The sequence below is a fragment of the Aquimarina macrocephali JAMB N27 genome, from assembly GCF_000520995.1.
GTDB lineage: Bacteria > Bacteroidota > Bacteroidia > Flavobacteriales > Flavobacteriaceae > Aquimarina > Aquimarina macrocephali.
Genome location: NZ_JACA01000044.1, coordinates 49,974 through 72,308, shown reverse-complemented (window position 1 = coordinate 72,308; position 22,335 = coordinate 49,974). Strand labels below are relative to the sequence as shown.

Genomic DNA, 22,335 nt, shown 5'->3' with positions numbered 1-22,335 from the left:
TACTTCCCTACTCATAGCTATTTTATTATTTCCTTAGTTGCGCTATCGACATCTACAGCTTCTAATCTATAAATCAATTCTCCGTATCTAATTCGGCTAGGCATATCTTCATATACATCAATGAATGTACGATCTGTATAAGTTTCTGAAATTAAAAAAGGTCGATCTCCTTTATAAGTTTCTACTACCAAAATATCATCTTGATATGTTCCTACTGCTTTAGACATCGTATTTACCAACGAGTTCCCTTCATAAACTGCTGCCATATCTACAACTCTAAAATCCTTGTTCATAGCTAGATCAAATCTGTAATAATTATAGTTTGATTCTTCTGGATTAGGTAGACTAAATGAAAACTCAAATTCGTTTTCCAGCACATCTTCATGATCCCATACTTTTACCAAATAAGTACCCGGAAGGAGTTTTGTATTTACAACATTTTCAGAATCAATTATTTCATTTATTGCCCAAACATTACTTGGTGTACCATTTTCATAAATCATCTCAAAAGTGACTGACTTTTGTTCTTCACTAGTATTAAACATTCTAAAATATTGTCTGGCTCCATCATATTCATTTTCTATAATACCAAGAATACCCCCACATAAGATCAAAAAAACGACAAACCCAAGAAAAATTTTTATAATTGTTTTCATATTAAACTTTCTGAAATGTATTACCTGTTGCGCTTAGCGCTTTTTCCCTAAGGCTTTCATTTTCTTCTTTATGTTTTTTTAGTATAATTGATTTAATAAGAGTCATCAAAATCATTCCTGGAACAAAAGCTATAACACCTCCCAAAGCTCCTGCCAATTTATAGCCTGGTAAAAAGTCTAATGGCGCTATACGATTAGCTCCCATATAAGCCCCCACAAACATAAAAGGAAAGACTATGCCATACATTAAGAAACTACCAATCTTTGTAGATTCTGAAACCTCTATATTTAGGTCACTAAAATGTTGCTTCTTCCAATTTAAAGACAAAGAAGCTCCGATTTTATTTCCTTTTCTTATTTTTATATCATAACTCCAATCATCTTCTATTTCGGTATCTTTCCCTAAAGAAACTATATATTCGTTTCCAAAATCATTATTTAACTTAGCTGCTAATCCAGAAACAAATTCTTTGATTTCTTCTTTTGCTGCACTTACTTCTTTTATGTTTAATTTGTAAACCATCTGGCTATTATTCATGTATTAAAAATTACTTGATTCTCTTTAATTGTGCTTTCTATTTCTTTTTCAAATCGTAACCATTTTGGTAGTAATATTAAGATAGGAAGAATCCCAGAAACTAATATTCTTGCCATTGTTGATGGTGAAAACCCACTTATAACTAAATAGTTGTTACCAGATTTAGTTTTCCACTTAATAGAAGCACCTACCCAGTTATTCTTTTTAATGACAATGTCTGCTCCTATCAAGGAACTTAAATACACTTCATATCCAAAAGAAGAAAACATCATATCCAGATAGTCTTTTAAGGCTTTTTTGGTAAGAGTTTTCTCTGTGATTATTTGAATCTTTTTTGCCATATTTATTTTCTTACAGTTCTTTAATCGTTTATCTTAATGTAATGTTGGCAATCTCTTTTTTTGTTATTCAGATCTAAACACTACAGCTTTTGATTCAATTCATTTTCCCATTCTTCATAATTTTTCACAATGATTCGATATGTTTCATTTTGCTTATCTGTAACCTCTAGGACATTTTTTGTTACGCCGTGTTTTCCTTGGGTTATTTTCTCTATATCTTTAAACTCAAGGTTAAATCCAAAACTTTTCTTTTCGACCTGTCTTTTTAATAAAGCGCCTAAAATACCTAACCCACTAACTCCTGTCTTATGCGCATCTAAAACAAGTCTATTGGGTGTTAGGTAAAGTGTTCCTTGCATCAAGTTTAATTTTGATTTGAGGTATCCTACTTTTTCTTCTTTTTGGATTCCTTCTCTTACTAATTCTTCTTTCATAACTATTTTTTTACCAGCTAAGTAACAGTCTTTATATCAGCATCTATAGCTTCAGTTCATGCCGTTTTTTCATATAGCTACACGAGTATTGTCTATTTCACTTTATCACAACTTAATTCTCCTCTATGACCAATAGTATGTTGCTTGATGTTTTCATCATATTGCCCATTACCTAAATAGGTTTTTAAAAATCCGAAATTTCTATAACCACAGCCCTCATTATCAGAATACAACACATCTCCTTCTACATAATTCCCTTTAATATTACCATAATCATCTTTTAAGATTTGCCAATCTAATGTGATCATAACTTTATGAAATTTCACTCCTGGCCAGTCTTTAGTATTTGCCCATAACTCAATTTGTTGCATCATTTCTGCTTCCAAATTTGCATTACGCATTACAGGAGTAGGCGCTCTTTTTGCTTTTAAAGCTCCTTCTTCAATTTCTTTAGCCATCATTATTAAATCTTCGGTGCCCTCTGTTGTGTCATAGGTAATCGTACCAAAATAGAGTTCATCTTCTTGATCCATTTTCCCATCGGTAAGTGAAATCCTTAAATTATGCTTATAAGGATCTAAGCGCTCCCCCATTCTCCCTAGCAAAAAGGAAGCCCCATCTCTATCTATTTTCATACTCGCTAAAGAAGAAGGAACTACTTGAAACACAACATAATTTTTTTCTAAATCTGCTTTTTTCAGACTTTTCACAGTACACTGATTTACTATTTCATTTTCTTTTGGCAACAGGTCTTTTTCCATTTTATCCATCCCGATAGTTATCCAATAGTGATTTCGTCCAAAATTATCTTGAAAATGATTACTTAGTTGTTTCAAATAATAGCTTTCTTTCATTACTGTAGAAAAGTAAGCTACTCCCCAAATTTCATCTCCAATTTTAAAATCTGTTTTGATTGTTGAGATATCTTCTTTACCAACGGTAGGCTCTTTAGAGAAGAAAATTATTTTCCCTACATTTTTTTGATGAAAATCTGAAGTTGCTTCTTTCACAAAATATTCAAGGGGTCCCTTTTTTTCTTCTTCCTTCTTTTTTTTCTTTCCCCAGAGGCTTCCTAATTCATTAGATAATTCGGATTTAATACCTAATTGCTTTTTTGCAGCTTTTAGTTCTTTTTTACTAATTGCCAAAACTTCCTTTTTCACAATTAGGTTCATGTCTCCCAATACCAGAAGTGTTAAAAGATTATTTCTTTTTGTCAGAACATGATTTTCTTTAGTATTAACACTTTCATAACTACCTGGCAAATTTTTTAGTGATGAAAAAGCCATCTCTAAAGCCCCTCGATACGTGTCGAATGTTGCTTTTATACTTCCATCTCTTCTATTAAGAATAGTGATTTGGTTTATTTCATTTCCGCTTACAAAATAGAGTCCATCAGGGATTTTTTGAGCGTTTGTCTTTACAGAAAACAATACTAAAATGACAATGAGGATATTCTTAGATTTATTCATACTTATTAAAGCAATTTTTTACGTGCTCAAATATAGATATCGGTCAAAACAAAAAAAGCATTACTTCATATCCGCGTTACTTTTAGTGATATTCGATATGCATTATTTGATATTTGAAAATTAACAACGAATCTTTTTAGCTTTTTTATTGAATGGTATTATAGCTGCATATAACAATGCAATGAGAAACCCTAGAATGTTCATTCTTTTGGTTTTCACTTTTCAGAAAAGGAAATTGAAGAATTATGAGTGCTTTTTTATTAGAATAATAACAAGTATAGCAAAAATGAAAGAGGGCTACGCTAAAAAAGTTAATGCGTAATTTTAATAATGAAGCAGAGTTGATACGCTACAAAACAAACCAATCGTAGCTTAATCAAAACGTATCTGTAATTTGATTTTTAGTTGCTATAGTATAGAGAAAAGCAATATTTTATAAATGAAATACCATTTTTCATACGACAAAACAGTAATTCTTTTTTTGCGAATACGAAACACACTCTAATTTAAGAAATCAAAGTTTTAATCATTCAACATTTGCCAAAGTTTATCCTTTAGCTCCTGCAATCCTTGTTGTGCTACCGAAGAAATAAACAAATAAGGAACGCTAAGTTGTTGATCTAACTCAACCTTCATTTCTTTTTTTAGTTCCTCATCCAGCATATCAGATTTTGATATTGCTATAAGTCGTTCTTTATCTAATAAATCAGGGTTGTAACGTCTTAGTTCATCCAAAAGAATTTCATATTGTGCTTCGATATCAGGGGCATCTGCCGGAACCAAAAACAACAAGGTAGAATTACGTTCGATATGACGTAAAAAACGATGTCCTATACCTTTACCTTCTGCTGCTCCTTCAATAATACCAGGGATATCAGCCATCACAAAGGTTTGAAAATCTCTATACTCTACAATACCAAGGTTTGGTTTAAGTGTAGTAAACTCATAATCGGCAATTTTCGGTTTTGCTGCAGTAATAACCGATAGCAAAGTAGATTTTCCTGCATTAGGAAATCCTACCAATCCTACATCTGCCAGTACTTTGAGTTCTAGAGTAATATCATGTTCTTGCCCTTCTACGCCGGGTTGAGCATAGCGAGGTGTTTGGTTTGTTGGGCTTTTAAAATGCCAGTTACCTCTACCTCCCATACCGCCTTCGGCAGCAATATATTCCTGTCCTATTTCGGTAATTTCTTTAATAATATTTTGGGTCTCGCTATCCCGAATCACTGTTCCTAGAGGTACATCTACATAAACATCTTCTCCATCAGCCCCAGTACTCCTGCTTTTACTACCATGCCCTCCGTGATCAGCTCTTAAATGACGTTTAAATTTAAGATGATGTAGTGTCCACATATTAGGGTTTGCGCGAATAACAATATGACCTCCACGACCACCATCACCACCATCGGGGCCTCCTTTGGTAATGTATTTCTCACGATGTAAGTGTACAGATCCTTTCCCTCCGTTCCCGGAAGTTATATGTAATTTTACATAATCTACAAAATTCCCTTCTGTCATAATTCGTTTCCTATATCACCCTAATAAAAATCAGGAACATTTCAATTTTACGTTTACTACCCTGGATTAGATTCTGCTTTCACAGACTAAAGTTTGTCTATCACGCTACTCAATCTCTCTGTAATCTCATCAATACCACCTACTCCATCTACTCCAAAATACTTATCTTGTTTTTGGTAGTAATTCTTTAAAATGGCTGTTTCGTCATAATATACTTTAATACGATTACGTATCACTTTTTCATCCGCATCATCGGGTCGCCCTGATGTTTTTCCTCTTTCGAGTAATCGTTGTACCAATACCTCATCATCTACCTCTAGAGCTACCATTGCACTAACCATTGTGTCTTTTGACTCTAGCAAGTTGGCTAGTGAATCTGCTTGGGCCTCGGTTCTTGGAAATCCATCAAAAATAAAGCCTTTAGCCTCTGGATTTTTATCTACTTCGGCATTAAGCATATTAATTGTAACCTCATCAGGTACCAATTGGCCTTTATCAATATATGATTTTGCCAAAGTACCTAGCTCTGTTGCATTTTTTATGTTGTATCTAAACACATCTCCTGTAGAGATATGTACCAGATTATATTTTTGTTTTAAAACTTCTGCCTGTGTTCCTTTTCCCGCTCCTGGAGGTCCGAATAACACCAAATTTGTCATGTTGTTTGGTTTTAATTGATAAACTTCTGTAAGATTACGTCCTAATCCATTATAATCAAGTCCGTATCCTACAATAAATCGGTTTGGGATCTCTATCCCAATATAATTTATATTAATTTCTTTGGTATATGCCTCGGGTTTATAAAATAGAGTAGCAATTTTGTATGTTAAGCACCCTTTTTCTACTAACATCTCTGTTAGCACTTCGATTGTATTACCAGTATCTACAATATCTTCTAAGATCACTACTGTTCTTCCTGAAATCTCTTCCCCTAATCCAACTAACTCTTTAACCTTGTGTGTAGTTTCTGTTCCTTCATACGAAGCTAATTTCACAAAACTAATTTCGCAATCATGATCAAACCGTTTCAAAACCTCTGAAGCAAACATAAAAGCACCATTTAACACTCCTATAAACAAAGGGTTTTTATCAGCCAGATCTTTATTTAATCTATCAGATACTTTATCTATCGCAGTCTCTATTTCTTCCTCGTTAATAAAAGGAATAAACTGTAAGTCGTGCAGCTTTACCATTCTATTTTATACTTGTTCTGGTTTGATTTTTTAATTTAAAGCCGCAAAGATAGTGATTAGAAATGAGCATAGCTAAGAATTACGGCATCAACCTTCCTACGACTCCAGACAGGCTAAAATGGTTGTTATATAAATCATATATAGCTCTAGATTGGTATAGATTTAATCATCAACATATAAAAAACATACCTATCAAATAAGCTTTCTTATAGTTTACTTATTGCATTTACCTTACATTATTGTGGTTATTCCTTCTGAAAAAATTATTTTTGCATTTTATGATAAATTTGAAACCCCGAAAATGACAAATTTTTTCTCGTCAAACTTTAAGTTAGGAATATTAGGAGGAGGTCAATTAGGCAAGATGATACTCTATGATACCCGAAAATATGACATCCAAACATATGTCCTCGACCCAAGTCAAGATGCTCCTTGCAAAATTGCATGTGATCATTTCCAACAAGGTAATTTGATGGATTATGACACTGTTTATAATTTTGGAAAAAAGGTAGATGTACTTACTTTTGAAATTGAAACCGTAAATCTAAAAGCTTTAGTTCAGCTAGAGAAAGAAGGTAAGAAAGTCTATCCAAGTTCAAAAACTCTGGAGAAAATACAAAATAAAGGGAAACAAAAGCTTTTCTACGAAGAAAACAAAATCCCTACTGCAGAGTTTACCCGATTTTCTAATAAGGCACACCTTACCGAAGGAATTACCAATAATAGAATCAAACTTCCATTTGTCTGGAAAAGTACGCAGGGAGGATATGATGGCAAAGGTGTTTCGATTGTTAGATCTGGAGCCGACTTAGCAAAACTTCCTGACACAGAATGCATTGCAGAGCATCTAATTGATTTTAAAAATGAATTAGCTGTAATTGTTGTTCGTAACCCGAGTGGAGAAATCAAAACTTATCCTGTGGTAGAAATGGAGTTTCATCCAGAAGCCAATCAGGTAGAATATGTGATTTGCCCCGCAAGAATCGATGCTAAAATTGCTCAAAAAGCAATAAAAATTGCAGAAAAAGTATCTAAAGCCTTTGAACATGTAGGGGTACTGGCTGTAGAAATGTTTCAAACACAAGATGATAATATCCTTGTAAATGAAGTTGCACCAAGACCACATAACAGCGGGCATTATAGTATAGAGGCCAGTTATACTAATCAATTTGAGCAACACATAAGAGCCATTTTGGATTTACCTCTGGGAGCTACAGAAAGTAAAGTAGGTGGTATCATGGTGAACCTGGTAGGCAAAGAAGGATATACAGGAGATGTTATCTATAAAAACATAGAAGAAATCATGAAAATGAAGGGCGTTACTCCTCATATTTATGGTAAAAAACAAACACGGCCTTATAGAAAAATGGGGCATGTTACCATAATTCATGAAGACATCGACGAGGCTAGAAAAATAGCCGAAAAAGTAAAAAACACAATACAAGTAATTAGCTAATAAAGGTTTAGAAACTTATTTTATATACCTTCATACCTTATTATAACTAATAACTTTTAACAAACAAACACTAACAATAACAAACAATATAATGAGCAAGGTGGGAATAATAATGGGTAGTACTAGTGATATGCCAGTAATGGAAAAGGCTATCGAAGTATTACAAGGTTTTGATATCGAAGTCGAAGTAGATATTGTTTCGGCACATCGTACTCCAGAAAAATTATTTGACTATGCCAAAAATGCTCATACGAGAGGCATACAAGTTATCATAGCCGGTGCGGGTGGTGCTGCCCATCTTCCTGGGATGGTGGCTTCATTATCTCCTTTACCAGTGATTGGTGTTCCTGTTAAGTCACGTAACTCTATCGATGGGTGGGATTCTGTTCTATCTATTTTACAAATGCCTGGTGGAGTTCCTGTAGCTACTGTAGCTCTAGACGGAGCTCTAAATGCAGGTATTTTGGCAGCACAAATTATAGGCTCAAATGATAAATGTGTTTTAGATAAAATCTTAATCTATAAAGAAGGATTAAAGCAAAAAGTAATTGAAGGAGCTAAGCAGATAAAAAAATAACAAAAAAAAGAGTCACTTTTCAGTGACTCTTTTGAATATCAGGCCTTACAAAAGAATATAACAATATTTATTAACCAACTTAAATATATTACACAAAAAATTCATCGTAAGACCATTACTCTTAAAACCTACAACAAAGGTAAAACCTTACTTTAATTACACAATAAAAGTAATGCTAAAATATTCATAATTTTCGATGAAATACGAATATAATCGATAAAGAGCAATAATTGAGTGTTTTTTAAAGACTTTTTGATCGAAAAAACAGACAGAAAATCAGGATTTTTGCCTAAAAACCTGTTTTTTGGCAAAAAATAGAAGACAAAAGAGCCACAAAAATGCAGCTCTTTCGATATATTTGGTCTTTGCATTAGAATAATTATTTATATTCATACCCCAAATAAAAATAACCTTCTATTCTTAATACTAGACCATACTAATAAACCTAATCAAATCTATTGGTATAAAATTTAGTTTACTTAAAAACGCCCATAACCTGGAAGTGTTTTTCGACAAAAGACTATTTTTTCCGATATAAGGACATATAATAAAAAAATAAGAAGAAATTATCATTACAACAATGAACAATCCACTATTAAAACCATTTGATGCTGCACCATTTTCAGAAATAAAGTCAGATCATTTTCTACCGGCTATAAAAAACGGTATTTCTATCGCCAAAAAACAAGTCGATGCAATAGTCTCTAATCCCGAACTACCTTCATTCTCTAATACCATAGAGGGTTTGGAATATTGTGGTGAGCTATTAGACAGAGTTACCAGTGTCTTTTTTAATTTAAATAGTGCTGAGACCAATGAGGAAATTCAAAAAATAGCACAAGAAGCTTCTCCTTTGCTTTCAGAATTCAGTAATGACATAGCTCTTAATCTGGATTTATTTAAAAGAATCGAAGTGGTATACAAACAAAAAGAATCATTAGATCTTAATCCAGAGCAATCCAGACTTCTTGAAAAAAGATATAAATCATTCTCGAGAAATGGGGCTAATCTTCCTGACGAAAAAAAGGAGAAACTTAGAGAGATCGATAAAGAACTTTCTACACTAAGCTTAAAGTTTGGTGAAAACGTGCTCGCCGAAACTAATAAATTCGAGATGTTGCTTACCGACGAATCTGATGTATCTGGTTTGCCAGAGGGAGCAAAAGAAGCCGCTAAATCTATGGCAGAAGCAAAAGATAAAAAAGGATGGTTAATAACTTTGGATTATCCTAGTTATATTCCTTTTATCACTTATGCTGATAATCGCGAACTGCGAAAAAAACTTGCTCTTGCTTTTGGGTCTAAAGGATTTCACAATGACGATCTTGATAATCAGGATATTGTTTTAAAAATTGCAAATCTTAGACATCAACGCGCTCTTCTTTTAGGGTACTCCTCTCATGCCGACTATATACTCGAAGAACGAATGGCAGAAACACCTGATACTGTATTTTCTTTTCTAAATGAAATTTTGGAGAAAGCCAAACCTGCAGCAGAAAAAGAATTTAAACAACTAGAATCTTTTGCAAAGGAATTAGATGGGATTGATCAATTACAAAAATGGGACGGAGCCTACTATTCTGAAAAACTAAAACAAAAACTCTTTGATCTTGATGATGAAAAACTGAAACCTTATTTCAAGTTAGAAAATGTAATCGATGGAGTCTTTACTGTAGCTTATAAACTGTTTGGACTTCAATTTAAAGAAATCAATGATGTAGACACATATCACGAAGAGGTAAAAACGTATCGTGTTACAGATCTTGATGGTAATTTTGTTTCATTGTTTTATGCAGATTTTCATCCAAGACCAGGAAAGCGTAATGGAGCATGGATGACTTCTTATAAATCACAAATGAGGAAAAATAAGGAAAACATAAGGCCACATGTTTCTATTGTCTGCAATTTTACAAAACCTACACCTAGTAAACCTTCTTTATTAACGTTTAATGAAGTAACTACTCTATTTCATGAGTTTGGTCATGCATTGCATGGTATGTTGGCTAATACTACTTATCCAGGCCTATCAGGAACCAGTGTATATTGGGATTTTGTAGAATTACCAAGTCAGGTTATGGAAAACTGGTGTTATGAAAAAGAAGCTTTGGAGCTTTTTGCCAAACATTATGAAACAGGTGAAATAATCCCTATGGAATTGGTTGAAAAGATTAAAGAGTCTGCTACTTTTATGGAAGGTATGACTACACTACGCCAGTTGAGTTTTGGGTTACTTGATATGTCTTGGCATTCTCAAGATCCTACTGCTATCAAAAAGGTAAAGGATCACGAGAAAAAGACTTTTTCTACAACATCTTTGTATCCTAATGTAGACGAAAACTGTATGAGTACAGCTTTTTCGCATATTTTTCAAGGAGGGTATTCTGCAGGGTATTACTCGTATAAATGGGCAGAGGTATTAGATGCTGATGCTTTTGAATATTTTAAAGAAAATGGAATTTTTAATCGTGAGATTGCTACCAAATTTAAGGACCATGTTTTATCTAAAGGAGGTACAGAAAACCCAATGATTCTTTATAAACGTTTTAGAGGACAAGAACCTAAACCCGAAGCATTATTAAAACGAGCAGGATTAATTAAATAAAAAAATACCATATGAAGTCTGTTGAAGTTTTTAGCTTCAACAGACTTCATATGGTAAGATTTAATACACCTTTATTACTATTTTATAATCATCTGCTTTGTAGCACTTTTTGATCCATTAAAAAGTGTCAAAAAGTATACTCCAGAAGAAAATTTTGAGGTATTGATTTGAGTAGCTTTACTTTTAAGCTTCACCTCTTGTACGATATTTCCTTTTACATCTACAACCAACACACTTCCTGATTTCCATAATTCATTATTAACAGTAAGCTCTATATGACCTTCTGTTACAGGATTAGGGTAAAAATCAAAAGACAAGCTATCATCAGATAATAAATCGACAGCAGAACTTCTTGCAAAAAGAGCTCCACAAGGCCCAATATGATTCCAACCATTATTATTGGTTCTTTCATAAAGATTACCTTGATACGTTACTCGATCTCCAGGTTGGTAATTTGTAGAAGAGTTATATGGCGCAACACCAGCACAAGGATCACTGCTTCCTCCTGTGGTAGTTACATTTATCACATTACTTGCAGCAGATACATTACCAGCAGCATCTTTTGCTTTTACACTAAATGTATAGGCAGTACTAGCTGTTAATCCAGTGATATTAGCTGTGGTTCCAGAAACAGAAGTTTCAACCGTATTTCCTTTATACACATCATATCCAGTCACTCCAACATTATCTGTAGAAGATGTCCATGATAAAGTTAGTGTAGTTTGGGCTACATTTGACGATGCTAATCCTGCTGGAGTAGAAGGTGCCTGAGCATCTCCTCCAGTGGATCCCCCGATAACAACTGTATAGTCCTCTACCTCTCCATATTCAAAAGATTCACAAGCTGTAGGGATTGCATTATATTTCATAGAAACTCTCATTCTTGTGCTTCCATTTTTTGCTCCTGCTGGCACTGTAAAACTACCACTCACTGGTGTTGTTTTTGAAGCTGCTTTACTCCAAACTAATTCACCAGAATCAGCAAAATCTTTATCCTGGTTATAATCAATCCACACAGCATATCCTTCATTATAACTAGTTCCTGACCATTTTGGTGTAACCGTAATGGTATGTGATGTTCCTTTAGAAAGGTTGGTCGTTTCTGCTGTAAAATCACTATACCCTCCGCTTCCTGCAGTAGAGGTTTTATTTATTGTTCCTAGAGCAACTTTACCAATATATTCATCTGATGTTTTTTGCCCATTAGAAGCACAATATCCTGTTGGAGGATTACCACCAGAACCTGCATTAGAAATCTCTATAAGATACTCTAGAGCTAATTTTGCAAATTTGGCTGCATGAGTTGCATTTGCCGTAGGAAAATTAGATGATGTATCTCCAGAAGTATGAATCTTAGGGTTACTCTCACTAAATTTTGCTTCTATAGGGAATGCTGTTTCATATCCCTGTTGTGCAAAGCTATGGTGATCAGAACATCCATAGTTACATGCAGAATTGCTATACGTAATTTTATGTGTTCCTGAAGCATTATAGTGATCCATTAATTTCTTTAAGAAATTATTTAAAGAAGTACTATTGTATGAATCTGTTGTAATAAAGACATCCTGTGTAGAACCTTTATAGTTCGTCATATCCAATTGCATATAGCTCACTATATTCACATTACGATTTTTATAATCTCTCGCGATTTCTTTAGACCCTACCAAACCGATTTCTTCTGCGGCAAATGCCATAAATTCAACTGTTCTTTTTGGTTTGTAATTCATACTAAACAATACTCTGGCAACTTCTGTAATTGTTGCAATACCAGAAGCATTATCGTCTGCTCCCGGAGCATCACTCTGATTTCGTGGCGATGTCGAATCTAAATGCCCTCCTAAAACCACATACTCATTTGGTTTTTCTGTACCGGTAATAGTCATAATAACAGATGGCATAGAGGTCCCAGAATGATTTACAAGCCTAACAGATACATCACTACGACTACCAGCAAGTCCTTCCCATTTTGCTTTTAAATCTGTAGAAGCTCTTTTTGCGCTAGCTTTAGTATGGAAACGAGTACCATAATTCTCAAGCTCTTTAATTTGTCTATCAATATTAGAGTTATTTACCAGCCCCAAACTTTGATTTACCAATTGATTCTGGGTAATCTCAAAAGCGACTGCTGCTTTTGCTAAGGAACTATTTTTTGATTTTTGAATTGAATTAGCTTTTACTATTGCTTCTATAGCAGCTTTTTCTGAAGTCTCATAAAAATATCCTGGTCCATGTCTTAACCCGGTGTGATGCAATTCTTCTGCCGAATGTGCATTTAGCATTACTGCACTATACTCATTAACAGATTTAATGATTTTAACATCATTTGGGTGATTTTCTTTTAGTTTTAATGCATCATGAGCATCCATGGTTGCATAAAACATTTTTGATCGCTCCTGCGCGTATAAACATGATGTCAATACACTTAGCGATACCGCCAAAATAAATAGATTTAGTTTTCTCATCGTTAGTTTAATTTGTTGAGTTTGTATTTGTGTTTGTTTAGCTAAAGTACATAATATCAAGGTCGAACAAAAGACGTTTTATCATAGAATAATCAAGGTAAATCCGTAATAATCCATCAATTATAAAGAAGATAAAAGGTGAATACGTTTTATTAATTATCATCCATAAAACTTGAGATCTTTCACTCATTCTGATGGATTATAGTAACAACAAAAAGAAATTTGTTTCTACCAAATTATTAGATACGTACTTTACCCTAAATTAAGGTGATTCCAAAATTTACATCTTACCCCTTGTAGTAACCAAGTCCTTTTTGTGAAGCGATGTTATAGATCAATTGTAAAGATCGGGAAGAATCCCGGGTCGCATTACAAATGTCCCTAAGTAAGTTATTGAGTTTCATAAGTTGATTTTTGTGTATTTAAGCCAACTAAACTATCAAAAAAGTCTTGTCAAGACAATATATGCATGTCCTAAATCAATAAAAAGATGTCCTAAAACACAATTTAGTACACCCTAATTAAGTATATCACATACAATAAATCATATTAAAATACAGCTAACTCGGATTATTGGTCATTTTCAAAATACATTATTAATCTTTCAATATTTTTTGAAAGTTTGAAATTTTTCATATATTTGTAACATGAATTACGATGAAGCAAAAAATAAGTTTATTTCTACCTGGGGATCTTTAGGAACCTTATGGGGTATCAATAAAGCTATGGCACAGATCCATGCCTTATTATTAATATCTCCAGAACCTCTTTCTATGGAGGATATCATGGAGCAATTACAAATCTCCAGAGGAAATACCAGTATGAACTTACGCCAATTGATGGATTGGGGTATTGTATATAAAGAAAATAAAATGGGAGAACGAAAAGAATATTTCACCTCAGAAAAGGATGTACAAGAGCTGGCAAGGCAAATCGCCAAAGAAAGAAGTAGAAGAGAGTTGCAACCAACTATTAAAATCTTAAAAGATGTTTCGAACATCGATGAAGATGGAACTGCAAAAACCAAAGAATTAATAAAGCAAACCAAAGCATTACATGAAATGGCGGATACATTAGATATTTTAATGAACAGAGTTATTGGTCAGGATCATAACTGGATCACAAAGGCATTGGTAAAACTTATTAAATAAAAAACAGCACCCAAAAGAAAGGAGAATATCTCCTTTTTATTTTCAATGTTAGTTTCAATTTTTTCTGAAACTTTAAAATTATAGAAATATGAAATTTAGTATCCCGAACTGGTTAATTATTATAGGTGGTATTGGTCAAATATTCACTGCATTAATATATCCATACATAAGACATAAAGTATTTGATTGGTATACCGATGTAAAACAATTAAAACCACTTAATCAAGAAATTGCAAAAACTTACGGAAGGTACATTCAAGGTCTTAATTTTTCTTTTGGGTTGATAGCAATCCTACTTCCCTCCCATCTTAAAGGGCAATCTGAATTAGCGATTGCTTTAACTGGATTAATAGCAGCATATTGGGTTGGTAAAGTTGCAACTCAAATAGCATATTATCCTATGTATGAAATTCCGAAAAAAAAGATATTTAAAATAGGTAGCTATTTTATGAATTGCCTATTTGTACTTTTTGCTACTGTTTATACCTCATTGTTAATCTATAACTGTATTGGTTTTTTTAACCTTTAATAAAACTATATCATCATGAGTACACTTACCATATTACATAAACTAAAGCTTAAAAAATCTGCTACAAAAGAAAAAATAATCAGGTTTTATGATGAAGCAACAGAAGATTATGAGTTCTGGAGTACCGATTTCAATATGCATTTTGGATACTATATTCCCTTTAAAACCAATATCCTGAAAAGAGATTCAATGCTTAACGAAATGAATCAGCAGGTTTTTGATCGCTTACAAGCTCCTAAACAAAATTCACTTGTAGCAGATCTGGGATGTGGTATTGGTGGCGCTATACAGTATGGATTAAGAAAGTATCCTCTACTACATATTATTGGTGTAACACTTTCTTCTTTTCAGGTTAGAGAAGGAAATAAAAGATTACAACATAAGAATGGGGTAATTTTAGAAGAAAACTATTGTCATACATCTTTTAAAACTAGCAGTGTAGATGGAGCTTATGCTATAGAGAGTTTCTGTCATTCTGGGCATAGTAAAGAGGCTTTACAGGAAGCATATAGAATATTAAAACCAAATTCTAAACTAGTGATTGCCGATGCGTTCTTAAAAAAAGATGAAGAACAATTATGTATAGGTAGTAATTATTGCTATGAACAACTTTGCAAAGGATGGAGTCTAGAAGGTTTAGGAAGTATTAAAAAAGTAAAACAGACTTTAAAACATATAGGTTTTAAGAATGTAAGTGTCGAGGATGTATCATTTAGAGTTGCGCCTTCTGTTCTTCATGTTCCTTTTGCAATTACAGGGTTTATGTTAAAAAAACTATTTAGAAAAGAAACTCTAAAACCACAAAGTTGGAAAAACCTAAAAGGATCACTATTTGCACTACTTTCTGGTCTGCATACCAAAAGTTTTGGATATTATTTAATCACTGCAGAAAAATAAAATTAGAAAACATATGAAAAAAATAGTCATAGCAGCAGGAACAGGTTTTCTTGGAAAAGTACTCATAGCATATTTTAAAACGAAAGCAGAATCTATTACAATTCTAACCCGTGGAAAAAGTAGAATAGAAAATAATGTTCAATTTATTCATTGGAACGCAAAAACCTCTGGAGATTGGACACATGAACTAGAGAATGCAGAAATAGTAATCAATTTAGCAGGCAAGTCAGTAGATTGTAGATACACCCAAAAGAATAAAGATCGTATTCTAAATTCAAGAGTAACCTCTACAGCTATTTTGGGAGAAGTCATAAGTAAATGCAAAAACCCTCCCAGAATCTGGCTAAATTCATCAACCGCAACCATCTATAGACATTCTTTAGATAAAGAAATGGATGAAATTGATGGAGAAATAGGAACTGGTTTTTCTGTTGATGTCGCTACATCATGGGAAAAAACATTTTTTAGCCAACAAACTCCTAAAACCAGAAAAATTGCATTAAGAACCTCTATAGTCCTAGGTAAAAAAGGAGGAGCTTTGCCATCAATTCTTAATTTAACCAAAATCGGATTGGGAGGAAAACAAGGCTACGGAAATCAAAAATTAAGTTGGATACATGAGCTAGATTTTGCAAGAAGTATAGAATTTATTATAAATACTCCTAGCATTGAAGGTGTGGTAAATATTGTTTCTCCTAAACCAGTAACCAATTCAACCTTTATGAAAACACTTAGAAGGGTTGCAAAAATTCCCTTCGGAATTCCTATTTCAAAACCTATACTAGAATTTGGAGCAAGAATTATTAAAACAGAAACCGAACTTATACTCAAGAGCAGAAATGTAATTCCTTCAAAACTTATACATAATGGATTTCGGTTCTTGTATCCCGATATTAAACCAGCGTTAATTACTCTTATTTAGAAAATTATGACAATCATTCGACTAACAACTCAAATAAAAACTCCTGTCAAAAAAGTATTTGATTTAGCTAGAAGCATTGACTTTCACACAATATCTGCAGAAAAAACAAAAGAAAAAGCCATAGCAGGAAGAACTTCGGGGTTAATCGAATTAGGAGAAACCGTTACCTGGAGAGGACGGCATTTTGGAATTTATCTCATTCACAAAAGTATAATTACAGCGTATGATTATCCAAACAACTTTACCGATAAAATGATCAAAGGATGTTTTAAAACTTTTAAGCACCAGCATGTTTTTCATAAAACACCAGCAGGTACAGAAATGATCGATATACTCAAATACGAAACCCCCTACGGTGTTTTAGGCGTTTTTTTTGATCATCTAATCCTAAAAAAGCATCTTACCCAATTTCTTACCACTCGTAATCAATCTATAAAATTGCATTTAGAATCCAAAAACACAGTAAAATCGGTTCATAAAAGCTATTTATAAGGATTCAATATTAATAGGCACAAAGTACTGATTCGTTAAAGCATATATAGGATTCAACTTTTTATCCTATTTTTGGAGAATATAACAACAGGAAATATAATGTCAACAAATACCATAGACCCTAATGCGTGGGTGGATAAGTACAGTGATTACCTATTTAACTATACCATTGTAAGAGTTGATGATAAAGAAATTGCCCAAGATTTAGTGCAAGAAACATTCTTTGCCGGACTTAAATCCATGAAAAATTTCAAAGGTGAAGCAAGTGAGCGTACTTGGCTTATTTCTATTCTGAAAAGAAAAATCATTGATCACTATCGTAAAATAAATAGTAATAAAGGTAAAGCAGAAGTAAGAATGAACTACACTTCTGATTCTGAAACTGAAGGTGACTGGTTAGAAGAACGTGTTGCGGATCCTTTTGATGGTAATGCAGAAGGCGAGATCGAAAACGAAGAGTTGGGGTTAGCCATACATGATTGCATGGGGAAATTACCTCAAAAACAAGCTCTTATTTTTAAATTAAAAACAGTACAAGGTTTCGATACTGAAGCTATTTGTAATGAATTTGATATCACTGCGTCTAACCTATGGGTGATCATCCATAGAGCACGTACAGCTATGGCTGAATGTCTAGAAAAAAATTGGTTTTAGGAAAAATGAGTAATAAAAAGGGAATATTAGTAAATTGTTCAGAAGCAAATCACTTCTGTGATAAAAATCAGTATAAAGAAGCTACTTTTTGGGAAAAAGTAAAGTTAAACATACATTTGATATACTGTAGAGCTTGTAGAAAGTACACTGCAAAAAACATGAAATTAACCAAATTGGTAAAAAATCCAAAAGTGATTAGTATCAATCGTTCTGATAAAGAAGCAATGAAAGAACGACTAAAACAAAGAATGTAATCCTAAATAGTTATAATGCCCTCGAATAAAAGAATTACCCAAATAGTACAATGAAAACTACGAATAAGAAGAAATTACTTGTATCCTGTGAAGAAGCAAAACATATTTGTGATAAAAACCAATATGGAGAAGCTTCTTTTCTAGAAATAGTTAAACTTAACATTCGTCTTGTATATTGCAAAATAACCCGGGCGTATTCTAAAAGAAATACAAAACTCACAAAAACCCTCAACAAATCTAAATCACAATCGATCAGCGCTTCAGATAAAGAAGCTATGAAAAAAGAAATACAAAAAGAATTAACTAAATAAGGATTCCAGAATAACCAGAATTAGTAACCACATTATAGGAACACTCTCTACCCAAAAAGAACAATAATATTCTGATTGTTTTTTCTCTGTTCCCCACAAAAAGAAAAGACTTATTATAGTTATCAATATTGTACTCAAAATTTCTATCGAAGATAATAACTCATCTTTTGCGGCTGTCAACAATAAAAATATAACCAGCAAAATACTACCAAAAAGCTTAGTTCTTGTCACTCCAATTTTTTGTGGAACCGTTTCTAACTCTGCATTATCATACTGCAAATCTCTTACCTCAAAAGGTAGCATCATAACAACGATAAACAAAAACCGTTGAACCATTTCTATTAAAAAATTTGAATCTAAATTTCCATTAACATGTACTAATGGAACCAGTACAGTCATACCAGCCCATATCATACCTATAATAAAGATTTTCACCCCTGCAAGACTCCTTAAGTTCTTCTTGTTAGGAAAAACCGGTACAACATATAAAACAGTAAGTGCTATAAATGGAGCCATATATATCCACGTATCAATCGACACCTTAAACGAAAGATAGATAAAGGACAAACAAGAAAGAATGGTCAAAACACGAATCCCTTTCATTGATTTGGTCAATCTTTTGTGGTAAAGTTTAGAGACTTTAGAGTATTTCACAAAATTATATGCCATAATAGCACCTAAAAAAGAAAAAAGGATATAGGTAAATTGACCAGATATTCCATATTTCATAAAGGTAATTTGCACCAAAGCACATATAGCTAAAGCAACATGAATACTGCCGTTAATATAGAATCTGAATATGCTTTTTAAGGTTTTCACGTTACTTAATAGGGGTTATGTGTTAACAAAACCCGAATTTGGTTAAAAACTTGATAGGTCTAGGTTAATTAATTGTGAAAGTTTTAGCAATTAAATATGTATTTTTGAAATCTCAATTTCAACTGTTTTTTTTCGCTATGAAAACCGATTCCTTTAAACTACGTCATATAGGTCCTTCAACAAAAGATCTAGGTGAGATGTTAAACACAATTAAAGCAGATTCTTTAGAACAATTAATATATGAAACTGTTCCTGATGATATTCTTTTAAAAAAATCGTTAAATCTAGATTTTGCCTTGAGCGAACAAGAATATTCTGCACATATACAAAAGCTTTCTGCAAAAAATAAAGTATTCAAAACCTATATCGGTTTAGGATATCACGAAGCTAGTTTACCTGCAGTTATACAACGTAATATCCTTGAAAACCCGGGATGGTATACCGCATACACACCTTATCAAGCAGAAATTGCACAAGGTCGATTAGAAGCTTTGTTAAATTATCAAACCATGATCTGTGATCTTACAGGTATGGAATTAGCTAATGCCTCTTTATTAGATGAGAGTACAGCTGCTGCAGAAGCAATGACTATGTTATTCGCTGTACGATCCAGAGATCAGAAAAAAAATAATGTAAACAAGTTTTTTGTTTCAGAAGAAATATTACCTCAAACACTTTCCTTATTACAAACAAGAGCAATCCCTCTTGATATTCAATTGGTAGTAGGAAATCATCAACAATTTGATTTTTCGACCGAGTTTTATGGTGCTATTTTGCAATACCCAGGTAAATCAGGTCAAGTATATGATTATGCTGATTTTGTTGAAAAAGCTCACCTAGCAGAAATCAAAGTTGCTGTAGCTGCAGACATATTAAGCTTAGTATCATTAAAATCTCCGGGAAGCTTTGACGCAGATGTTGTCGTAGGAACTACACAACGTTTTGGGATTCCTCTTGGATATGGTGGACCACATGCTGGCTTTTTTGCTACAAGAGAAGCATATAAAAGAACTATCCCTGGAAGAATTATAGGGGTCACTCAAGATTTAAATGGAAGTCGTGCATTACGAATGGCATTGCAAACCCGTGAACAACATATTAAACGAGATAAAGCAACTTCTAATATCTGTACTGCACAAGTACTCTTAGCCGTTATGGCCGGAATGTATAGTGTATATCACGGTCCGGAAGGCCTAAGTTATATCGCTTCAAAAGTTAATGCATCCGCAGTAACATTAAGTGCAGAATTAGAAAAATTAGGTTTCAATCAACTTAACACAGCTTATTTTGATACCATTCGCATACAAGGTGATACAACCAAAATAAAAGAAATTGCCGAAGCTAGTGAAGTAAATTTCTTCTATCCAGATTCAGAAACAGCTTCAATTTCTTTAAATGAAGCAACAACAATTGAAGATTTAAATACGATCCTATCAATTTTTGCGAAAATTGCAGGAAAAGAATATACTCCTATTCAGGAAATTAAGAATTCAAATACCATAGATAAAAATCTAAAACGTAATACAGAGTTTTTAACAAATGAAGTATTCAATTCTTACCATTCTGAGACAGAATTGATGCGTTATATTAAAAAATTAGAACGAAAAGATCTGTCATTAAATCATTCTATGATTCCGTTGGGGTCCTGTACAATGAAACTTAATGCAGCGGCAGAAATGTTACCTCTTAGTGATCCACAATGGGGAAATATTCATCCTTTTGCTCCAGTATACCAAGCTCAGGGATATCAAGAAGTTCTAAAAAAACTCGAAGAACAACTTACAGAAATCACAGGATTTGCAGCTACCTCTCTACAACCAAACTCTGGTGCACAAGGAGAGTTTGCCGGGTTAATGGTAATTAGAGCATATCACGAATCGAATGGAGATCATCATCGTAATATTTGTTTGATTCCTTCATCTGCTCATGGCACTAATCCTGCCTCTGCAGTAATGGCAGGAATGAAAGTAATTGTTACCAAAGCTACCGAAGAAGGTAATATTGACATAGATGATCTAAGAGAAAAAGCATTAAAATATAAAGATAACCTTGCTGCTTTAATGGTTACCTATCCATCTACACATGGAGTATATGAATCTGGGATTAGAGAAATCACTCAAATTATTCATGATAATGGCGGACAAGTATATATGGATGGTGCCAATATGAATGCACAGGTTGGTTTAACCAATCCTGGTGCAATAGGCGCAGATGTATGTCACCTTAACTTGCACAAAACCTTTGCTATACCTCACGGTGGCGGTGGACCTGGTGTTGGCCCAATTTGTGTTGCACAACAGCTAGTCCCTTTTTTACCAGGCAATCCAATTATCACTACCGGAGGAGATCAGGCAATAACAGCAATTTCTGCAGCTCCTTGGGGATCTGCCCTGGCATGTTTGATTTCTTATGGATATATTACTATGCTTGGAGTAAATGGTTTAAAAGAATCTACTCAATATGCTATTTTGAATGCTAATTATATCAAAGAACGCTTAGATGGGCATTACAATGTATTGTATGTAGGAGAAAAAGGAAGAGCTGCTCATGAAATGATTATAGACTGTAGACCATTTAAAACAAATGGTATAGAGGTTACAGATATTGCAAAACGACTTATGGATTATGGATTTCATGCTCCAACGGTTTCTTTCCCGGTAGCAGGAACTATTATGATCGAACCTACCGAAAGTGAAAGTAAATCAGAATTAGATCGTTTTTGTGATGCAATGATCTCGATACGCAAGGAAATAGCCGAAGCTACAGCTGATAATCCAAATAATGTAATGAAAAACGCGCCGCATACTATGGCTATGCTTACAGCAGACTCTTGGGATTTCCCGTATTCGAGAGAGCAAGCAGCATATCCATTATCATATGTAGCCGATAACAAGTTTTGGCCATCTGTTCGTCGTGTAGATGATGCATATGGAGATAGAAACTTAATTTGTACATGTGCTCCTATTGAAGAGTATATGGAAACAGAAGCTTAAAAAAACTATTATCCCATAAATGATAAAGAGGTGACTTTATGGTTACCTCTTTTTCGTTAAC

21 protein-coding genes are annotated in these 22,335 nt (G+C 33.5%); 12 read left to right on the top strand and 9 right to left on the bottom strand.

Going from position 1 to position 22,335, the window contains the following annotated elements:
* Positions 1-17: 17 nt before the first annotated feature.
* The 7 genes from Z054_RS0121460 to Z054_RS31095 all read right to left on the bottom strand — a co-directional run bounded on the left by Z054_RS0121460 (position 18) and on the right by Z054_RS31095 (position 6,155).
* A complete protein-coding gene (locus tag Z054_RS0121460; protein WP_024772089.1) occupies positions 18-656 on the bottom strand; it encodes a hypothetical protein in 639 nt (212 codons plus the stop codon).
* A gap of 1 nt (position 657) precedes the next feature.
* On the bottom strand, positions 658-1,194 hold the full coding sequence (locus Z054_RS0121455; RefSeq protein WP_024772088.1) for a hypothetical protein: 537 nt from the start codon (positions 1,192-1,194) through the stop codon (positions 658-660).
* Complete coding sequence (locus Z054_RS0121450) at positions 1,191-1,535, bottom strand: hypothetical protein (protein WP_024772087.1); 345 nt, start codon at positions 1,533-1,535, stop codon at positions 1,191-1,193. The genes Z054_RS0121455 and Z054_RS0121450 overlap by 4 nt, the downstream gene beginning before the upstream one ends.
* Positions 1,536-1,615: 80 nt before the next feature.
* Entirely contained in the window at positions 1,616-1,969 is a 354-nt protein-coding gene (locus Z054_RS0121445) for a hypothetical protein (RefSeq protein WP_024772086.1), read from the bottom strand.
* Positions 1,970-2,061: 92 nt separating this feature from the next.
* The gene (locus Z054_RS0121440; protein ID WP_024772085.1) at positions 2,062-3,441 is read right to left on the bottom strand and encodes a hypothetical protein; all 1,380 of its coding nucleotides are present in this window, start codon (positions 3,439-3,441) and stop codon (positions 2,062-2,064) included.
* Between the two features lie 522 nt (positions 3,442-3,963).
* Positions 3,964-4,962: a GTPase ObgE gene (gene obgE, locus Z054_RS0121430; RefSeq protein WP_024772084.1), complete on the bottom strand. Its 999-nt coding sequence runs from the start codon at positions 4,960-4,962 to the stop codon at positions 3,964-3,966.
* 86 nt (positions 4,963-5,048) lie between these two features.
* Positions 5,049-6,155 (bottom strand): adenylate kinase, encoded by a 1,107-nt coding sequence (locus tag Z054_RS31095; RefSeq protein ID WP_084050520.1) that lies wholly within the window; start codon positions 6,153-6,155, stop codon positions 5,049-5,051.
* 301 nt (positions 6,156-6,456) lie between these two features.
* On the opposite strand from Z054_RS31095, the gene Z054_RS0121420 reads away from it, so the two are divergent.
* From Z054_RS0121420 to Z054_RS0121410, 3 genes are all read left to right on the top strand, one after another.
* The gene (locus Z054_RS0121420) at positions 6,457-7,611 is read left to right on the top strand and encodes a 5-(carboxyamino)imidazole ribonucleotide synthase (RefSeq protein WP_024772082.1); all 1,155 of its coding nucleotides are present in this window, start codon (positions 6,457-6,459) and stop codon (positions 7,609-7,611) included.
* A 91-nt stretch (positions 7,612-7,702) separates the two neighbouring features.
* On the top strand, positions 7,703-8,188 hold the full coding sequence (purE, locus tag Z054_RS0121415) for a 5-(carboxyamino)imidazole ribonucleotide mutase (protein WP_024772081.1): 486 nt from the start codon (positions 7,703-7,705) through the stop codon (positions 8,186-8,188).
* Positions 8,189-8,768: 580 nt separating this feature from the next.
* The gene (locus tag Z054_RS0121410) at positions 8,769-10,790 is read left to right on the top strand and encodes a M3 family metallopeptidase (protein ID WP_024772080.1); all 2,022 of its coding nucleotides are present in this window, start codon (positions 8,769-8,771) and stop codon (positions 10,788-10,790) included.
* Between the two features lie 77 nt (positions 10,791-10,867).
* Here the strand turns inward: Z054_RS0121410 and Z054_RS30485 are convergent, their stop codons facing one another.
* Positions 10,868-13,252, bottom strand: a complete 2,385-nt coding sequence (locus Z054_RS30485; protein ID WP_152538639.1) for a M20/M25/M40 family metallo-hydrolase — start codon at positions 13,250-13,252, stop codon at positions 10,868-10,870.
* 647 nt (positions 13,253-13,899) lie between these two features.
* On the opposite strand from Z054_RS30485, the gene Z054_RS0121400 reads away from it, so the two are divergent.
* The 8 genes from Z054_RS0121400 to Z054_RS0121365 all read left to right on the top strand — a co-directional run bounded on the left by Z054_RS0121400 (position 13,900) and on the right by Z054_RS0121365 (position 18,462).
* Positions 13,900-14,403 (top strand): GbsR/MarR family transcriptional regulator, encoded by a 504-nt coding sequence (locus Z054_RS0121400; RefSeq protein WP_024772078.1) that lies wholly within the window; start codon positions 13,900-13,902, stop codon positions 14,401-14,403.
* A gap of 88 nt (positions 14,404-14,491) precedes the next feature.
* Positions 14,492-14,932: a hypothetical protein gene (locus tag Z054_RS0121395; RefSeq protein ID WP_024772077.1), complete on the top strand. Its 441-nt coding sequence runs from the start codon at positions 14,492-14,494 to the stop codon at positions 14,930-14,932.
* Between the two features lie 15 nt (positions 14,933-14,947).
* On the top strand, positions 14,948-15,829 hold the full coding sequence (locus tag Z054_RS0121390) for a methyltransferase domain-containing protein (protein ID WP_024772076.1): 882 nt from the start codon (positions 14,948-14,950) through the stop codon (positions 15,827-15,829).
* Positions 15,830-15,842: 13 nt separating this feature from the next.
* The gene (locus Z054_RS0121385; RefSeq protein WP_024772075.1) at positions 15,843-16,751 is read left to right on the top strand and encodes a TIGR01777 family oxidoreductase; all 909 of its coding nucleotides are present in this window, start codon (positions 15,843-15,845) and stop codon (positions 16,749-16,751) included.
* Positions 16,752-16,757: 6 nt separating this feature from the next.
* The gene (locus Z054_RS0121380; protein ID WP_024772074.1) at positions 16,758-17,243 is read left to right on the top strand and encodes an SRPBCC family protein; all 486 of its coding nucleotides are present in this window, start codon (positions 16,758-16,760) and stop codon (positions 17,241-17,243) included.
* 99 nt (positions 17,244-17,342) lie between these two features.
* A complete protein-coding gene (locus Z054_RS0121375; RefSeq protein ID WP_024772073.1) occupies positions 17,343-17,897 on the top strand; it encodes a sigma-70 family RNA polymerase sigma factor in 555 nt (184 codons plus the stop codon).
* 5 nt (positions 17,898-17,902) lie between these two features.
* On the top strand, positions 17,903-18,151 hold the full coding sequence (locus Z054_RS0121370; RefSeq protein ID WP_024772072.1) for a hypothetical protein: 249 nt from the start codon (positions 17,903-17,905) through the stop codon (positions 18,149-18,151).
* 50 nt (positions 18,152-18,201) lie between these two features.
* Entirely contained in the window at positions 18,202-18,462 is a 261-nt protein-coding gene (locus tag Z054_RS0121365) for a hypothetical protein (protein WP_024772071.1), read from the top strand.
* On the opposite strand, the gene Z054_RS0121360 is transcribed toward Z054_RS0121365, so the two are convergent.
* The gene (locus Z054_RS0121360) at positions 18,451-19,191 is read right to left on the bottom strand and encodes a UbiA prenyltransferase family protein (protein ID WP_051473841.1); all 741 of its coding nucleotides are present in this window, start codon (positions 19,189-19,191) and stop codon (positions 18,451-18,453) included. The genes Z054_RS0121365 and Z054_RS0121360 overlap by 12 nt on opposite strands.
* 227 nt (positions 19,192-19,418) lie before the next feature.
* Between Z054_RS0121360 and gcvP the strand changes: the two genes are divergently transcribed.
* Positions 19,419-22,274 carry an aminomethyl-transferring glycine dehydrogenase gene (gene gcvP / locus Z054_RS0121355; protein WP_024772069.1) on the top strand — a complete coding sequence of 952 codons (2,856 nt, stop codon included), beginning with the start codon at positions 19,419-19,421 and terminating at the stop codon, positions 22,272-22,274.
* Positions 22,275-22,335 lie beyond the last annotated feature (61 nt).

What these genes read in the sequence shown, in the direction of transcription:
- Z054_RS0121365 (WP_024772071.1), top strand. Translation starts at nt 18,202, where the DNA reads ATGAAAACTACGAATAAGAAGAAATTACTTGTATCCTGTGAAGAAGCA.
- purE (WP_024772081.1), top strand. Translation starts at nt 7,703, where the DNA reads ATGAGCAAGGTGGGAATAATAATGGGTAGTACTAGTGATATGCCAGTA.
- Z054_RS0121370 (WP_024772072.1), top strand. Translation starts at nt 17,903, where the DNA reads ATGAGTAATAAAAAGGGAATATTAGTAAATTGTTCAGAAGCAAATCAC.
- Z054_RS0121390 (WP_024772076.1), top strand. Translation starts at nt 14,948, where the DNA reads ATGAGTACACTTACCATATTACATAAACTAAAGCTTAAAAAATCTGCT.
- Z054_RS0121445 (WP_024772086.1), bottom strand. Translation starts at nt 1,969, where the DNA reads ATGAAAGAAGAATTAGTAAGAGAAGGAATCCAAAAAGAAGAAAAAGTA.
- Z054_RS0121380 (WP_024772074.1), top strand. Translation starts at nt 16,758, where the DNA reads ATGACAATCATTCGACTAACAACTCAAATAAAAACTCCTGTCAAAAAA.
- Z054_RS30485 (WP_152538639.1), bottom strand. Translation starts at nt 13,252, where the DNA reads ATGAGAAAACTAAATCTATTTATTTTGGCGGTATCGCTAAGTGTATTG.
- Z054_RS0121400 (WP_024772078.1), top strand. Translation starts at nt 13,900, where the DNA reads ATGAATTACGATGAAGCAAAAAATAAGTTTATTTCTACCTGGGGATCT.
- Z054_RS0121455 (WP_024772088.1), bottom strand. Translation starts at nt 1,194, where the DNA reads ATGAATAATAGCCAGATGGTTTACAAATTAAACATAAAAGAAGTAAGT.
- Z054_RS0121460 (WP_024772089.1), bottom strand. Translation starts at nt 656, where the DNA reads ATGAAAACAATTATAAAAATTTTTCTTGGGTTTGTCGTTTTTTTGATC.
- gcvP (WP_024772069.1), top strand. Translation starts at nt 19,419, where the DNA reads ATGAAAACCGATTCCTTTAAACTACGTCATATAGGTCCTTCAACAAAA.
- Z054_RS0121450 (WP_024772087.1), bottom strand. Translation starts at nt 1,535, where the DNA reads ATGGCAAAAAAGATTCAAATAATCACAGAGAAAACTCTTACCAAAAAA.
- Z054_RS31095 (WP_084050520.1), bottom strand. Translation starts at nt 6,155, where the DNA reads ATGGTAAAGCTGCACGACTTACAGTTTATTCCTTTTATTAACGAGGAA.
- Z054_RS0121440 (WP_024772085.1), bottom strand. Translation starts at nt 3,441, where the DNA reads ATGAATAAATCTAAGAATATCCTCATTGTCATTTTAGTATTGTTTTCT.
- Z054_RS0121410 (WP_024772080.1), top strand. Translation starts at nt 8,769, where the DNA reads ATGAACAATCCACTATTAAAACCATTTGATGCTGCACCATTTTCAGAA.
- obgE (WP_024772084.1), bottom strand. Translation starts at nt 4,962, where the DNA reads ATGACAGAAGGGAATTTTGTAGATTATGTAAAATTACATATAACTTCC.
- Z054_RS0121375 (WP_024772073.1), top strand. Translation starts at nt 17,343, where the DNA reads ATGTCAACAAATACCATAGACCCTAATGCGTGGGTGGATAAGTACAGT.
- Z054_RS0121360 (WP_051473841.1), bottom strand. Translation starts at nt 19,191, where the DNA reads ATGAAATATGGAATATCTGGTCAATTTACCTATATCCTTTTTTCTTTT.
- Z054_RS0121395 (WP_024772077.1), top strand. Translation starts at nt 14,492, where the DNA reads ATGAAATTTAGTATCCCGAACTGGTTAATTATTATAGGTGGTATTGGT.
- Z054_RS0121420 (WP_024772082.1), top strand. Translation starts at nt 6,457, where the DNA reads ATGACAAATTTTTTCTCGTCAAACTTTAAGTTAGGAATATTAGGAGGA.
- Z054_RS0121385 (WP_024772075.1), top strand. Translation starts at nt 15,843, where the DNA reads ATGAAAAAAATAGTCATAGCAGCAGGAACAGGTTTTCTTGGAAAAGTA.